The organism is Paenibacillus sp. FSL F4-0097, assembly GCF_038593125.1.
Taxonomy (GTDB): domain Bacteria; phylum Bacillota; class Bacilli; order Paenibacillales; family Paenibacillaceae; genus Paenibacillus_AQ; species Paenibacillus_AQ odorifer.
Map to the genome: position 1 here is coordinate 1,671,617 of NZ_CP151965.1, position 15,498 is coordinate 1,687,114.

Annotated in this window: 15 protein-coding genes and 1 riboswitch; of the genes, 12 read left to right on the top strand and 3 right to left on the bottom strand. The window is 45.6% G+C overall.

Annotated features, from left to right (window positions below):
• Nucleotides 1–82 precede the first annotated feature (82 nt).
• Together MHH86_RS07325 and MHH86_RS07330 are read left to right on the top strand one after the other, a co-directional pair.
• Nucleotides 83–2,914, top strand: a complete 2,832-nt coding sequence (locus MHH86_RS07325; protein ID WP_076225111.1) for a glycoside hydrolase family 3 protein — start codon at nt 83–85, stop codon at nt 2,912–2,914.
• A 46-nt stretch (nt 2,915–2,960) separates the two neighbouring features.
• Complete coding sequence (locus MHH86_RS07330) at nt 2,961–3,377, top strand: HIT family protein (RefSeq protein ID WP_076225112.1); 417 nt, start codon at nt 2,961–2,963, stop codon at nt 3,375–3,377.
• Nucleotides 3,378–3,427: 50 nt separating this feature from the next.
• On the opposite strand, the gene MHH86_RS07335 is transcribed toward MHH86_RS07330, so the two are convergent.
• Both MHH86_RS07335 and MHH86_RS07340 read right to left on the bottom strand, forming a co-directional pair.
• Nucleotides 3,428–3,745, bottom strand: coding sequence for a hypothetical protein (locus MHH86_RS07335; RefSeq protein WP_036675726.1), 318 nt, complete (start codon nt 3,743–3,745; stop codon nt 3,428–3,430).
• A 28-nt stretch (nt 3,746–3,773) separates the two neighbouring features.
• On the bottom strand, nt 3,774–4,712 hold the full coding sequence (locus MHH86_RS07340) for an MBL fold metallo-hydrolase (protein ID WP_076225113.1): 939 nt from the start codon (nt 4,710–4,712) through the stop codon (nt 3,774–3,776).
• Between the two features lie 148 nt (nt 4,713–4,860).
• Nucleotides 4,861–4,968, top strand: a riboswitch (guanidine-I (ykkC/yxkD leader).
• An 84-nt stretch (nt 4,969–5,052) separates the two neighbouring features.
• On the opposite strand from MHH86_RS07340, the gene MHH86_RS07345 reads away from it, so the two are divergent.
• The 3 genes from MHH86_RS07345 (at nt 5,053) to MHH86_RS07355 (ending at nt 6,765) form a co-directional block, all read left to right on the top strand.
• The gene (locus MHH86_RS07345; RefSeq protein ID WP_036675723.1) at nt 5,053–5,415 is read left to right on the top strand and encodes a multidrug efflux SMR transporter; all 363 of its coding nucleotides are present in this window, start codon (nt 5,053–5,055) and stop codon (nt 5,413–5,415) included.
• The gene (locus MHH86_RS07350) at nt 5,416–5,730 is read left to right on the top strand and encodes a multidrug efflux SMR transporter (protein WP_036675721.1); all 315 of its coding nucleotides are present in this window, start codon (nt 5,416–5,418) and stop codon (nt 5,728–5,730) included.
• A 135-nt stretch (nt 5,731–5,865) separates the two neighbouring features.
• On the top strand, nt 5,866–6,765 hold the full coding sequence (locus MHH86_RS07355; protein ID WP_036675720.1) for an aldo/keto reductase: 900 nt from the start codon (nt 5,866–5,868) through the stop codon (nt 6,763–6,765).
• Between the two features lie 544 nt (nt 6,766–7,309).
• Here MHH86_RS07355 and MHH86_RS07360 read toward each other — a convergent pair.
• Nucleotides 7,310–8,383: a M42 family metallopeptidase gene (locus tag MHH86_RS07360; protein ID WP_036675718.1), complete on the bottom strand. Its 1,074-nt coding sequence runs from the start codon at nt 8,381–8,383 to the stop codon at nt 7,310–7,312.
• 247 nt (nt 8,384–8,630) lie between these two features.
• Between MHH86_RS07360 and MHH86_RS07365 the strand changes: the two genes are divergently transcribed.
• The 7 genes from MHH86_RS07365 (at nt 8,631) to MHH86_RS07395 (ending at nt 15,431) form a co-directional block, all read left to right on the top strand.
• On the top strand, nt 8,631–8,807 hold the full coding sequence (locus MHH86_RS07365) for a hypothetical protein (RefSeq protein ID WP_155288103.1): 177 nt from the start codon (nt 8,631–8,633) through the stop codon (nt 8,805–8,807).
• A 139-nt stretch (nt 8,808–8,946) separates the two neighbouring features.
• Entirely contained in the window at nt 8,947–9,450 is a 504-nt protein-coding gene (gene spoVAC, locus MHH86_RS07370) for a stage V sporulation protein AC (RefSeq protein ID WP_036675716.1), read from the top strand.
• On the top strand, nt 9,447–10,478 hold the full coding sequence (gene spoVAD / locus MHH86_RS07375) for a stage V sporulation protein AD (protein ID WP_036675714.1): 1,032 nt from the start codon (nt 9,447–9,449) through the stop codon (nt 10,476–10,478). Before spoVAC ends, spoVAD begins: the two co-directional genes overlap by 4 nt.
• Before the next feature lie 2 nt (nt 10,479–10,480).
• On the top strand, nt 10,481–10,831 hold the full coding sequence (gene spoVAE / locus MHH86_RS07380; RefSeq protein ID WP_036675923.1) for a stage V sporulation protein AE: 351 nt from the start codon (nt 10,481–10,483) through the stop codon (nt 10,829–10,831).
• Nucleotides 10,832–10,986: 155 nt separating this feature from the next.
• Nucleotides 10,987–11,943, top strand: a complete 957-nt coding sequence (locus MHH86_RS07385; RefSeq protein WP_036675712.1) for a MoxR family ATPase — start codon at nt 10,987–10,989, stop codon at nt 11,941–11,943.
• 1 nt (nt 11,944) lies between these two features.
• Nucleotides 11,945–13,189 (top strand): DUF58 domain-containing protein, encoded by a 1,245-nt coding sequence (locus tag MHH86_RS07390; RefSeq protein ID WP_076317308.1) that lies wholly within the window; start codon nt 11,945–11,947, stop codon nt 13,187–13,189.
• Nucleotide 13,190: 1 nt separating this feature from the next.
• Nucleotides 13,191–15,431: a transglutaminase domain-containing protein gene (locus MHH86_RS07395; RefSeq protein ID WP_342479669.1), complete on the top strand. Its 2,241-nt coding sequence runs from the start codon at nt 13,191–13,193 to the stop codon at nt 15,429–15,431.
• The last annotated feature ends 67 nt before the right edge of the window (nt 15,432–15,498 follow it).

A 15,498-nucleotide genomic window follows, 5' to 3' on the forward strand; every position in this document is an offset into this window, starting at 1 on the left:
AGGACGTATAGGAGTTTTTTTGAAGGATTGTCCTCGGGAATGAATGAAACCGCTATCAACAAGAGACGAAGGAGCGATTTTGATGGGAACAGATATAGCTAAATATCCATTTCAACAGATTGATTTACCTTTAAATGAGCGAGTGCAGGATCTGATCTCCAGACTAACACTTGATGAAAAAGTAAGCCTGATGCCTCAGTATCAAGCTGCCATAGAGCGTTTGGGTGTTGGGGCCTACAAGCATGGTACGGAAGCGGCGCACGGGATTTCTTGGCTTGGAAAAGCGACTTCTTTTCCTCAGCCAAGCGGACTGGCTTGTACTTGGAATCCAGAGCTGCTGAAGGAGATTGGTTCGGCCATCGGAGATGAAGCTAGAGCCTTTTACAAAAAGAATCCAACGGTGAACGGTCTGACGTTATGGGCGCCAACTGTGGATATGGAACGTGACCCGCGTTGGGGAAGAACCGAGGAAGCTTACGGTGAAGATCCAGAGTTGACCGGCCGACTCAGCACATCACTAGTGCAGGGAATCCAAGGTGATCACCCGGTCTATTTGAAAGCGGTAGCAACGCTGAAGCATTTCCTCGGCAACAATAATGAGATTGAACGCGGGAACTGCTCCGCGAGCATCGATCCGAGAAATATGCGGGAGTATTATCTGGAAGCGTTTAAGCCTGCTTTTCAAGAAGGTGGCGCACAGTCCATGATGACCGCTTATAACTCGGTGAATGGCGTGCCTGTTATTCTTCATCCGGCAGTAATGGATGTGGTTAAAGGCGAATGGGAAATGGATGGCTTTATTGTAAGCGATGCCGGCGATCTTTTTGGGATCGTGAAGGACCACAAGTATTATGAATCTTTTGCACAATCGATGGCTGAATCTATCAAAAATGGAATTGACAGCGTAACAGAAGAAACCGCAGAGACAATCAAGGTTCTTCACGAAGCGCTAGACCAAGGCCTCTTAGCAGAGGAAGATTTGGATCGTGCGCTTGCCAACACTTTCAGAGTTCGTTTCCGTCTGGGAGAGTTCGATCCGGCTGAGGGGAACCCATACGATGCAATCGACGATTCCGTTATTCTTAGCAAAAAACATACGGCACTCTCTTTGGAAGCTGCGAAACAATCTATAGTATTGTTGAAGAATGAACAAGGCACATTGCCATTGAACAAAAGCAGTCTGAGCAAATTGGCGATTATTGGTCCGCTTGGTGATGAAGCCTTTAGAGATTGGTATTCTGGCACATTACCTTATGGAGTGACTCCTTTGCAGGGTGTTAGCAAAAAGCTGCCTGGTAAACACATTACTTTTGAGAGTGGCGCAGATCAGATCATTCTTACTTCAGCTGCAAACGGCCAAGCTATCGGAATCACAGGTGAGGACGGAAGACTGGCTGTACAGCATGACATAGCAGAGCACGGAGAATTGTTCCAACATACAGCTTGGGGCTGGACGAGCAATACTCTGAAGGCGACAAGTCGCGGTCAGTATGTAACTTTAAGCGAAGCAGAGACTCTCACAGCATCTGCTGATGAAATTTACGGCTGGTTTGTAAAAGAATCGATTAACATCGTTCCGGAAAGCGAAGATACGGTATCTTTGCGGACCTGGAATGATAAAATGATCTCGGTGAATCCGGAAAATGGAACGCTGCAAGTGGCAGATCAGGATGCTAATGCGGAAGCACGTCTTTTTAAAAAGAACATTGTAACTAACGGCATAGAGGCTGCAGTAGAAGCTGCCAAGGCTGCGGAAATCGCTGTGGTTTTTGTGGGCAACCATCCACTCCTTAACGGAAAAGAAGAAATCGACAGACCGGATATTGTGCTTCCAGAGGAGCAAGAGCGACTGGTCAAAGCTGTCTATGAAGCGAATCCGAATACAGTTGTAGTCATTGTCGGCAGTTACCCGATAACTTCCACTTGGATTGACGAGAACATCCCGGCTGTATTGTATACCTCCCACAGTGGACAAGAGCTGGGCAATGCGGTGGCAGAAGTTCTTTTCGGCGATTACAGTCCTTCCGGCAAGCTGAACATGACTTGGTTCCGTTCTGTAGAACAGCTGCCTGAGCTGATGGATTATGATATTATCAAAGGCAAAAGAACATATATGTACTTTGACGGAGAGCCACTGTATGCGTTTGGACACGGCTTAAGTTATGCCCAAGTTTCCTACAGCAACCTAAGCCTAAGTGCTAAGGAGCTGCAAGCGGATGACACGTTTAAAATTTCCGTTCAAGTAGAGAATACAGGCGTTGTTGATGGGGACGAAGTGGTGCAGCTATATGTGCAAGCTCTGAATTCCCGGGTGAAACGTCCGATTAAACAGTTGAAGGGTTTTGAAAAAGTAAACCTAACCGCAGGTCAATCGCAAACCATAGAGTTTACGTTGCCGGTTGCCGAGCTGGCATTCTGGGATGTTACCCGTGAGCAATATTGCGTGGAAAATGGAGAGTACATGGTTCTGATCGGCCGTTCATCTGCTGATATCCAATTATCCGCTCAACTATCGGTTCAAGGGGACGTTATTCCGTCGCGTAATCTGTATATCAATACCAAAGCAGAGAATTACGATGACTACGAAGGCGTATATCTGGACGAGTGCAAAGCAGGCGGTGCTTCCATACATCCGGTAAAAGATGGCGCTTGGATCGCTTTTAAAGATGTATTGTTCGAGCAAGGGGCAGGAGCTTTTGAAGCCTTGGTATCCTCTGCAAAAGGTGGCACCCTCGAGATTAGAACGGGCAGCACAGCAGGGACAATGGTTGGATCTGTGACTGTACCATCGGGTGGCGTGTTGCAGCAGTGGAACACACTTACTGGTGAAGTATCCGTGGAATCTGGAACTACCGATGTTTATCTCATCTTTAATGGTGAGGTACTGCTTAGCCGTTTTCAATTTAATCAATAAGATAAGCTAGAGCGCTCTTAATTTCTTTGGATGGAGAGGTGCCTGTATGGATTGTTTGGGATGTCGGATCGCTAACGGGATTGAGGCTAACGTAAACGTAGTATACGAGAATGAAATTGTAACTTGTGTGCTCGACATTGCTCCATTTAACGAAGGACATCTCTTAATTCTCCCTAAAAAGCATTATTGGGATCTCGAAGATATCGATTCAGAAACATCGTATGCGATTATGGACGCTTCAAAGAAGCTATCAGTTGTCCTGAAGGTTTTGTTTGCACCTGATGGCATCAGCATTTGCCAAAATGGTGGGAAGTTTAACGACCTGACTCACTATCATATGCATCTTATTCCTAGATACGAAGGAGATGGCTTCGCTTGGAGCGAACCAATCCATCCGCACGGTGCCGAAAAGTTATTAAGCCAAACTCAAGCTGAAATTCTCAGTATCATAAATGAGTATTAAAAAAAGGACATTCCTGAAAGATCAGGGATGTCCTTTTCGTTTCTTTTCATCTAATCACAACCGCCCCCGCCAGCATCTCCACCCCCACCGCCGTCTCCACCGGCACTATGTCCGCCGTCTCCACCCCAGCTATGCCCGCTGTCAGGTCCAGAGTGGTGATGCGAGTGATCTCCAGGGTGATGATGATGGTGGTTAGAGTGGTTTGGATCCAGCAGATCCGGATGACTGGCAGCCATAAAAGACATGTTGGCGGCATCATTTTGCCTATTTCTATCAAAGGTACTTCTGTTCGAGCTCGAGCCATTCCGTATAACGGCTTGTATAATAATAAATACAGCGACACCTACAAATAGTATCCCAAAAACCATAACGAACCTCTCCCTTCAACTCCAAAAATTAGTTATTAGCTGCTTTCGTCAAAAACTCAAGATTTCTGTAAAAAATACTCCCATAATTCCAGCCCAGATAAGGCTCAGGAATTTCTATATGGTTCACATTCACATTCATGTCTTCGTGTATCAATGATTCGCTAATATGGATTATATCATTTATATACCGTTTTATTTGCTGTAGATAATGTTTTTGAGTAACGGGCCCGTGACCGGGAACAATTATGTTCACATCTAAGCGCTCGACATAAGTAAGTGCCTCCAACCAGGATAAGGGATTACCGTCTACTAATAATGGATGATTATCAACAGCGACAATATCTCCAACAAAAGCTAAAGAATCGGAAGGAGAAAATAGAATAGAATCGCATTCCGTATGGGCAGCACCCACCGATAAGAGCTCAACGGATCTAGCCGAGCCATGTATGGTCATTTTGCGGTCATAAGTTAGTTGGGGAAGCGTTACTTCAAGCGTTAGTATAGACTCTTTGATTTCTAGTAAATAACCTATTTGCGAAAGGAGCTCTCGTTGTTTGGAAGCGTTCAGTTCGAGCTCGAGAGAGGTATTAAGCTTATTAAGATCCTCATCAAGATTAGGAAGCAGTTTCTTCATTCGGGCTAGCCAGTCGGGTTGAGTTTTTATCATGAGCTCTCTAGTTCTACTGGAGGATATGATTACTTCTTTCGAGAAGAATTGGTTCCCTCTAACGTGGTCTCCATGCCAATGGCTGTTGATGACGTATTTGATAGGTTTATTAAAATAATACAGAGCGGCATCCCTAAGATCTTTGCCAGCTTGTGGAGTGTTGAATGTATCAAAGATTAATGTGTAATCACCCATATCTATCAAACCGGCATTGCTCATGGCTCCGCCTTGCTCCTTCGCTTCAAGGCAATAAATGCCTTCCACTAGAGGGACGCAGTTAAAATGTCTGGAATGAAACATAAATTAACCTCTTTTCCTAGATAATCGAATGAAATTTATATCTATTTTATAATTTTATGGAAGTTTATACTATGATTTAATTACTCTCGGAATAGAAAAGGTTGCTTTTATACGCCCGATTTGCTACCATACGATGTAACTTAATCATTTATTTGTTTTCTAGGGTTCCGCAGCGAGTGCACAGCTGGTCTGGTCCGAGGGAAAACGCACGAACATTAAGTTTGTGTCTACACGGAGGGATAAAAGCCCGGGAGGTATCGCCATTTGGCGATGACCTTCCGGGCTTATTTGTTTGTCCGTGGGCAATCATAAGATATGGTGAATTGAAGGAGGGCTTGAAATGAAAAAGAATTCAGAGTGGCTGAAGGTAGTTGGCGCTGCGATTTTCGAAGTCATGTGGGTCATAGGTTTAAAGCATGCTTCAAGCGTGTGGGAGTGGCTGATCACAGTTGTAGCCATAATAATAAGTTTCTATGTCATTATTTCAGCAAGCAGTAAATTACCGGTGGGTACCGTATATTCTGTATTTGTTGGGCTGGGGACAGCAGGTACAGTCATTGCGGACATGGTTTTATTCGGTGAACCCTTCAAGCTAATGAAGCTGGTACTGGTGGTTATTTTGCTGGCAGGAGTAATAGGTCTGAAAATGGTAACTAACGAAACCAAAGATATCAAAGAAACTGAAATAAAGGGGGAGTCTTAAATGGCATGGGCATTTTTGGTTGTTGCTGGATTGTTTGAAATGTTCGGAGTGGCTATGATCAACAGGTTGAATAAACACCGGAATCTGCAGTCGTTTTTGCTGCTCTTCCTTGGTTTTGGGGGAAGTTTTCTTTTTCTATCATTTGCAATGAAAAGTTTGCCTATGGGTACAGCTTATGCGGTATGGACGGGGATCGGTGCATCTGGTGGGGCGATTTTGGGGATGCTTTTATATGGAGAGGCCAAAGATTGGCGGCGGGTTATCTGTATTTTTATGATACTGGGAGCCGCAGTGGGGCTGAAGTTGATAGCGTAGTTAGCAATCAATTTGTTGCTTTTTCTCTCCTAAAGGAAAGATAAGTTATAAATTAGACACGATTCAGATGTTTCGAAAGGGTCATAAAGGTCGTATAAAGTAAGTATACAATTTATCGGTAAGGAGATTTTTACAATGACTAAGGATTCAATCGAGCATTTGGCTGAAATTGTGAAAGTGAACCGAGCTAACCGCATGCTTCTTCCAGATGGTACCTCTGTGCCTAGAATAGGACAGGGAACTTGGAATATGGGTGATGATGTTTCCCGTAGAGAGGAAGAAATTGCTGCTCTTAGATTAGGCGTGGAATTAGGCATGGATTTGATAGATACGGCTGAGATGTATGGGGAAGGAAACTCAGAGCTTTTAGTAGGTGACGCTATTAAAGGAATTCGGGATGACGTTTTCCTGGTGTCCAAAGTATACCCACATAATGCCGGCAACGAGAATCTTATTCGTAGCTGTGAAGAAAGCTTGCAACGACTGAATACGGATCATCTGGATCTCTATTTACTGCACTGGCGGGGAGATATTCCGCTTGAAGTGACTGTGGAAGGCATGGAGAAACTGGTCTCTCAAGGTAAAATAGCAAGATGGGGTGTATCGAACCTCGATGTTGACGATATGAAAGAGCTGCTTAGTATAGCTGGGGGAACTCACTGTGCTATGAATCAGGTGCTGTATCATTTAGGGTCGAGAGGCATTGAAGCTGAATTGCTGCCATGGCAGAAAAGTCACCGCATGCCCGTAATGGCGTACTCTCCGCTTGCACAAGCAGGCGCGCTCCGCAAAGGGGTTATTGAGAGTGAGGCGGTTCAGGAAATTGCCCGTGTTCATAACGCAACACCACTGCAAATAATGTTAGCTTGGACGATCCGCGAGGAGGACATCATTACGATTCCGAAAGCTTCTTCACGTGAGCATGTAATTGAGAATGCTGCTGCAGGTTTAATTACGCTGAGTGAAGAAGAAAGATGGAAGCTGGATGAGGCTTTCCCGATACCTTCGTGGAAAGTGCCACTGGATATGAGTTGATATAGCTGTCTGAGAATGGTCAAAGAGCTCGCCGTGAGGCGGGCTTTTTTTATATGGGACGGGGGATAGTGGAGTATCTATAGGACACAGATGATCTTAAACGCAGAAATATGCCACTTTTGGAGGAGTATCGGACACCATAGTCGCTATTAGCATGAATGACACCAATTATGAGCCCATTTCTATGGAATAGTGTCACTGGGTTCGGAAGCAACATTGGGGGCGTAAATAGTAAACAACATGGGTGCGTTAGCAAGCAACTTGGGGAGCGTAAACAATAAACAACGTGTCGCCGTAAGCAAGCAACTTGGGAGCGTAAACAATAAACAACGTGGGTTCGTAAGCATCATGGGTCCGTCGTAGTACCTATAGCGGGATCAGCGAGCAATGGGATTGATAAGCATAAGCACAATTGGTTTTTAAAAGTAATATCGGGGTTTGTAAACACCACTGGGGCGCAAGTGACACAGGTCCGTAAGCCACGACCCCAAAAAAAAAGCAGCAATCCTTCAAAAAGGATTGCTGCTCTTTTAAAAATAAGAACCTAACTGTTCTCGATAATCGTTTGCAGTGTAGTGCGGTCGAGGCCTTCTATGAGTTTAACTAACAGCTCTTTAGCAGCTTCGTAGTCATCGCTATGAATAACTGATGAAGCGGTATGAATGTAGCGGGAGCATATTCCGATGACTGCGGAAGGAACGCCGATTCCACTTACATGAACCTGACCTGCATCTGTTCCACCTTGGGAGACAAAATACTGGTATTTGATCTTGTGAGTATCCGCTGTGTCTTGTACATATTCGATCAGGCCGCGATGTGTAACCATCGTTGGATCAAAAATGCGCAGGAGAGCGCCTTTACCCAAATGGCCAAAGGCTTGGCTATCACCGGTCATATCAGCAGCAGCGCTCGCATCCAAGCCAAAGAAGATGTCTGGGGACAGAAGATTAGCGGCTGTACGTGCTCCACGAAGTCCAACTTCCTCTTGTACGGTAGCTCCAGCATAAACAGTATTAGGCAGCTTTTTGCCGTGTAATGATTTAACCAGCTCAATGGCGAGACCTACGCCGTAACGGTTATCCCACGCTTTAGCCATGATTTTTTTAGGGTTGGCAAGCGGGGTGAACGGACAGATTGGCAGTACTTGTTGACCTGGTCTGACGCCAAAGCTTTCTGCCTCTTCACGGCTGTCTGCACCGATATCAATATACATTTTGCTGATTTCGCCCGTCTTGCCGCGTTCTTCAGCGCTTAGTAGATGGATAGGGGTGCTGCCAACAACACCAGTCAATGTCCCTTTTGGTGTAATGATTTGGAGACGCTGGGAAGCAACAGCAGAAGCAAGCCAGCCGCCTAGCGGTTGAAAACGAATCATCCCGGTGTTAGTAATTCCGGTGACCATAAAGCCCACTTCGTCAAAATGTCCAGCGACCATAATTTTTGGCCCGTTTTCCTCACCGCGCAATACGCCGAACAGACTTCCGAGACGATCCTGCACGAACTCTTCGGTATAAGGTGTCATAGAATCCTTGACGTAAGCGCGGAGTTCGCGCTCAAAGCCCGGGGCTGCAGGGAATTCGGTAAGTGTTTTGAATAGATTCAATGTTTCTTGATTCATTTGAAATCACTCCTTTATTAAAATATAAGGACGTATAAGCTTTGCGTTATACATCATCCTTATAGTTCTACGAGAAACGGTTGCCATCCAAAATGGACGACAACGTTATTTCTTCCTGCCACTTAGTATGAACATTGTGAGCTCACTTGTCCATGCTAAAGAGACAAATGAACACCCGGTGAACGCTCCGCGAATACAATGCAATAGGGGCTCTGGTGGCAGGAGCTTTAGAAAGGATGCGAAGGAAATGAGGGTAGCAGGTAGTGTACCCAAAAGAAGGGTGCAGGGAGGATACTCCAAAAGAAACCTAAAGGTTAGCGGAGCGCGCAGACGTTACTGGCGCCACAACTCTCTGGAAAAGGAAGCGGTGCTTATTCTTGTGCTGTTCCTGCTGCTGATAGTTGTGTTACTGTATTTTTCCTGAATTGGAGGGACATAACGAAGCGGGGTATGGCAAACAATAAGGAAAACTTCTAAGCGAAGAAACAACTTGAGGGGCTCAAAGTGAGTACTACTATGATGCTTGTCAGCCCCCTTCGCCTAACTTTCAGGAGGTGCTCTCAATGCCGGCGAAAACGAAAAAATCGGGTGTCAAGCTGAAGCTTGATACCCTGACCCCGCAAGATTACGAGAAATTGTCCAAGCCCTTTGTACCCGCTAGGCCCGTATTCAAAAACTGTGTGCGAGCATTTCTTGCTGGCGGCCTAATCTGTGTAATTGGACAAGGGATTCAGGAGGCTTATATGGCCATATTCGATATGACCTCCAAAGAAGCTGCAAGTCCAACTGTAGCGACGATGATTCTACTCTCTGTAATTCTGACCAGCTTTGGCGTTTATGACAAAATGGCCCAATGGGCCGGTGCAGGAACTGCGGTTCCGGTTACTGGTTTTGCGAACAGTATGTGTTCAGCAGCTCTGGAACACCGTGCGGAAGGACTTGTGCTCGGTGTGGGTGGCAATATGTTCAAGCTGGCGGGTTCAGTCATCGTATTTGGTGCTGTCGCTGCTTTCATAATTGGTATCGTCTATCTCTTTTTAGGCGTAGGTGGAGGTGCACATACATGAAACAGCTTGGCAGTCAGACTTGGGAGTTCACGAGCCGTCCCGTTATTTTAGGCTCTTCCGCTGTAGTGGGGCCTGAAGAGGGAGAGGGTCCATTAACGTCAGATTTTGATTTTATATTTGACTCCCTGGAAATGGGAGAAAAAACATGGGAAAAGGCCGAGCGGGCTCTTTTCGAAAAAGCTTCCCTACTGGCACTGATTAATGCAAACCTCGATAAGGAGAAGCTGGAGTTTTTTGTTGGCGGAGATTTGATGAACCAGATTATCAGCAGCTCCTTCGCGGCAAGAAAATTAGGTGTGCCTTATCTTGGAGTCTTTGGTGCTTGCTCCACTTCCATGGAGAGCCTGGCGATTGCCTCTATGATCGTTGATTCCGGAGGGAGCAAATACGTGCTCGCGGGAACATCCAGCCATAACTGTACGGTGGAAAAGCAATTCCGTTATCCTACCGAATACGGTTCACAGAAGCCGCCAACAGCGCAATATACGGTCACAGGCTCGGGCTGTGCTGTAGTAGGTCAGAATGATGGGACTGGCAACAATCCGGTAGTGGTCTCGGCTACCCTTGGACGAATAATGGATCTTGGTTTGACAGATCCTTTTAATATGGGAACAGCGATGGCACCGGCGGCAGCGGATACGATTACTGCGCATTTTCGGGATACCGGACTATCCCCCGGGCATTATGACTTAATTGTAACAGGCGATCTTGCATCTGTAGGCTTGCCCATTGCGAAAACCTTATTAGCTAAAGAAGGGATTCCAATGGAGCAAACAACCTTTGATGATTGCGGTTTGCTTATCTACGATTTGGAGAAACAGAAGTATGTGATCGCCGGAGGAAGTGGTTGTGGATGTTCCGCGGTAGTGACTTATGGTCATATACTCAAGCGTATTAAAAAAGGTGAGCTTAAACGGGTGCTGATTGTGGCAACTGGAGCCTTATTATCCCCATTGTCATACCAGCAGGGAGAGAGCATTCCGTGTGTGGCTCATGCTGTTGCTATAGAAAGTGGAGGTGGAGTTTAATGATGATTTACTTATGGGCTTTTCTGATCGGAGGAGCCATTTGCGTTATAGGCCAGCTGATGTTTGATGTATTGAAGCTGACACCTGCACATACGATGAGTACATTAGTTGTAGCCGGAGCGATTGCTGATGCTTTTGGCATCTACGATCCACTTGTGAAATTTGCGGGTGCAGGCGCAACCATTCCAATCACAAGCTTCGGTAACTCTTTGGTCCATGGGGCATTGACAGAGCTGGAACGGGATGGCTGGATCGGTGTAGTTACAGGGATTTTTGATATCACGAGCGCAGGGATTTCGTCAGCGATTGTGTTCTCTTTCCTGGCTGCATTGGTTGTCCGGCCTAAAGGATAATGGGATTCTAGCGCTTTAGATTAGAACCTGCGGGACATTGTGTCCTGCGGGTTTTTGGTTTGTTTACACTTCGTAAGCTTCAACAATGTACTTTGGGTCCCCTAATCATGTAAAATATAAATATTACTGCTTATTCTGACCTAGGAGGATCATATATGCCCGTTCGTCAAGAATCAATGCACATCATGAATGCTGTCCGTAATAATCTAGAATCCTGCATACTTGGAAAATCATTTGAAATACAATTGCTGCTAACAGCGCTGCTTGCCGGTGGTCATGTTCTGATCGAGGATGTACCGGGAACAGGAAAGACCCAGCTTATTCGCGCACTTTCCAGATCAATGTCCGGGGAGTATCGCCGGATACAATGTAATCCGGATATTCTTCCGAGTGATATTACCGGTGTATCTGTGTATCATCCGAGGGACGAGATGTTTCATTTCCGCCCAGGTCCGGTGATGACGAATATCCTGCTGGCTGATGAAATTAACCGAGCCACGACAAAGACACAATCCGCCCTTCTGGAAGTGATGGAGGAACGTAATGTAACCGTAGATGGGGAGACCTATCCGCTTCCGCATCCATTTATGTTGTGCGCCACCCAGAATCCGATAGATTTTGAGGGAACCTACACGCTGCCGGAAGCTCAGTTGGATCGTTTTATGCTAAGAATTAGTCTTGGTTATCCTGATGCAGCAACCGAAAAAAATCTATTGTTGAGCCATCAAGAAGGTCAACCAGTGGACAGGCTTACAGCTGTCACTAGTATGGAGCAGATCGCTAGTATTCAAGAGGAGATTCGTGAGATTTATATGAGTGATCCTGTACTGAATTACTTGTTAGATATTGTACGCCAGACAAGAGAGCATCCGCTTGTATTGCTAGGTGCAAGTCCACGTGCTTCGTTATCGTTTATGCTGGCTTGTAAAGCTTATGCTTTCCTACAGGGAAGGGATTATGTTCTTCCGGATGACGTAAAGGTGCTTACTCCATTTGCCTTGGGTCATCGTATATTGCTGCGTCCAGAGTCGCGGCTAGATAATATTAGCGTAGATTCGCTGCTTCAAAAGCTTCTGCAGAGCATTCATGTGCCTGTTACGATGAGGCAATAATATGAGACGTTATTTGTCTACGGTGGCAGCTCACATTCAGCCTACCAAATTCGCCAGCATCCTTGTAATTTGGAGTATTACGCTCTTATATGTACTATTTCAGGGCGGTAAAACTGCATTTATGTTGTTTATTATGGTCTCTGTACTTATTGCATATCTGATTGCTGGAGGTTTAGGAGGCGTTCGGCGGGCTAAGGGTGTTCGCAGTTTTTATGCCGAACAGGATAAGGGAGATTTGCTCTCTGCCGGTGGGTATCTTCGTGTAGGTCTGAAGGTCACAATCCCGGGAATTTTGCCTTTACCTTATGTGGTTGTAAGGGAAGTTCTGAAACGGCATAATGGCGAATCATGGGTATTTGAGGAAAGCCTGATTCCCAGCCTCAGAGGGCATGGGGAACTGCGGTTTCAGACACCGGTTCTGGAACGGGGCACTTATACATTTTCAGATACGGATATCATCAGCCAAGATATTTTTGGCCTTGTCGAGCATAAAGGTACTTTTCTGGCTGAAGGACAGTTTCAGGTGTTGCCTCGTGCAATCTATGTTCCGCGCTGGCAGTTATATGAAAGAAAATCCCGTCTTTCTGGACCACAGACCTCTGTTGTTCAATCACGTCGTGAGACCACCCAAATTAACGGTGTACGCGACTACGTATACGGCGACCGCCTAACACGCATACATTGGAATGCAACGGCAAAGACAGGCTCGTGGAAGTCCAAAGAGTTCGAGCATGAGTCGATTCCCAAAACCATTCTAGTTCTGGACGGCTCTGCTTCTGCTTATATGAATTCGAATCAATTTGAACTCGCAGTCTCTGTAGCAGCTTCACTTCTTGGATTCGGTATTCGAGAGCGGATAGGGATCGGTCTTTGCTGCTTGGATAAGACCACGAAGGTATTTGCACCAGTTGAAGGTGCTGCTGAACGTCAGAAAATGATTCAATATTTGATCGATCTTAACGCCGAAGGGCATGGTCCACTCATTTCCCGTTTGGAAAAAGGATATCGTATGTTCCCTAAAGGCTCATACTTCGTGCTAATTAGTCCTCAAAGTGGCCAACCTGTACTGGATGCATTACGTTGGGCTGACAGCAGAGGGATGACTCCGTCTCACATTCATATAGGGAATTTATCAGAAACGAACAGCAGCACAGATTGGACAGACGTTCTAAGATCTCGGGGGATTACAGGCTACAGCATTAATTCACTGCAAGAGCTTCCCATAGTATTAGGAGGGGAAGTCTGATATGAAAAACTGGTGGAATCAGATGAAATTCTCATGGCATCGTTCTTTAGGTCTATTGTGGCTTTTGATTATAGCCCACCAGTGGGTCTCTTATACGGAGCCTATCTGGTTAAGACAGACAACTGCTGTTGTGTGGGCTGCATTAATAACGATCACTGTTATGGAAATCATAATTCCTGTTAAAGTTCAAATAAGGCTCTTTATTGAAGCGGCAGCTATTATTTATATCGTTTATCGTATACTTATCAATTATGGTATATACGTCGCTGATCCTTGGGCAACAACCCTCCCGGACAGACTGCAGGATATTGCAGTTCATATGGTGCCCTATATCTGGTTTGCTCTCGGGGCCTCAGCCCTGCTGCTGTTGTCGTCTTGGTGGGCATCCTCAAAAAGACGTATTTTATGGTTTATAGGAATGAACATAGTGGCTTTTGCTGCCTTGGATTCCTTTACATCTATCGTTTTGTGGCAGGAAGTAGCCTGGACGGTATTTGCGGGGATGGGCTGGCTGGTCAGCCATCATCTGAGAAGCTTCCAGCTACATTATCCGCGTGGTTGGGTGCATCTGCTGAAATATCCCACGAAAATTGTCATTAATATTGCCATCGTCTTCTCTTTGGTCATCCTAATTGGAGTGAATATGCCTGGGGTAAGGCCTACCCTAACCGATCCTTATACCGCTTGGCAAGAATGGAATGGGATTGGGAAGTCTTCTGGGAAGGGCACAGTTGGGACCACGAAATCTGAGATGGGTTCTGTCTCCCCTACTAACAATACTTCGTCAGGTTACAGTCTGAATGATGATCAACTAGGCGGCGGCTTTACCTTCGATTATACACCGGTGATGACAGTGGTTTCTGATTTGCGTATTTATATGCGGGGAGAAACGCGCAGATTATATTCCGGAAGAGGCTGGGTCGATAGAGATCGGTTAAATCGGGGACCTCTAGAAGCGGTGGATGTAGGTGAATCTTTAGAGAGCAGTGTGGGTTCTAAAGTGAATACACGAACACTGAAACAAACAGTAACCGTGCTTAATAATAATGAATTTCCTGTGCTGTTTGGCACTTATTCAGTATCTTCGGTGGATTCTTTAAATGGGGAAAAAGCTGGAAATGGACTCTCCTGGAGAAGCCGGGACAGCGAGCTGATCTGGGATGTGGATGGGAAGAAACTCGCTTATCCGTCTACCTTTGAGGTGACGTCTGAGGTTCCTGTAATTCCTGTTCAAGAATTGACAACAAAGACGTATGAGGAGCTATATAAAGGGAACGATTTGGAGAAAATGTTTCTTCAACTGCCTAACGATTTTCCTAAAAGAGTCAGGGAGCTGGCTGAGGAAATCACGGCTGAAGGAAAAACGCCGTATGAAAAAACAGTGCATTTGCAACAATACTTACAACAAACCTTTCCATATACCAATAATCCAGATATATCACGTGTCACAAGCAACGATTTTGTAGAAGGGTTTTTGTTTGAGTTAAAGGAAGGTTACTGTGATTATTATTCTACGGCACTGGTTACTATGGCGCGCTCTCTGAACATCCCTGCACGATGGGTTAAGGGGTACGCACCTGGGGAACAGCCAGAAATCCCAATGAATCCGGCACAACAGCAATCCGGCACAGTGAATAATAACTATACAATTACCAATGCGGATTCCCACTCTTGGGCTGAGGTTTACTTTGGTGATTATGGTTGGATTCCAGTTGAAGCTACACCGGGATTTAATATTCCGCTGTTAACTCAGAATGAGCAAACTCCTGAAGTCGAACCAGAAGATCAAAAAGAGCAGGCAGAACCTACACCAGCGCCTGTGAATAATGCACAAGAAGATCAAGGGTTTCATGTAGGTCTATGGGTTGTTGTGGCAGCTGTAGTGGTGTTGCTGTCCTGGGCGATTTTTATAGTTTGGCATAGACGCTTTAAGCTTCGCTTCTTCATGCAGCAGCTGCGCAATGGCCGGCCTTTAACGCCAGATCAGAAAGTAGTGGCGGAAACTGAGCGTTGGGTAAGGTATTTGCATCGCAAGGGAATGCTAAAAGAAGAACACGAAACTTTACGTGAAGCCGTAGATCGCTGGAGTGGAGAACGGCCGGCAGTAGCTGATCATCTACACTCGCTACTAACAATGTTCGAAAAGGCGAAATATAGCCCTGAGGTTATTGAAGACAAAGACTGGCAGAGCGTGTATACTGAAGCTTTGTGGGTGCGGAGAAAAATGAGATCCAAGAAATAACACTTTGCGTGAAAGTATAGCTACAGATTTATTTGCGATGCGCAAGGAGTATGTTATAGTTTTTTGT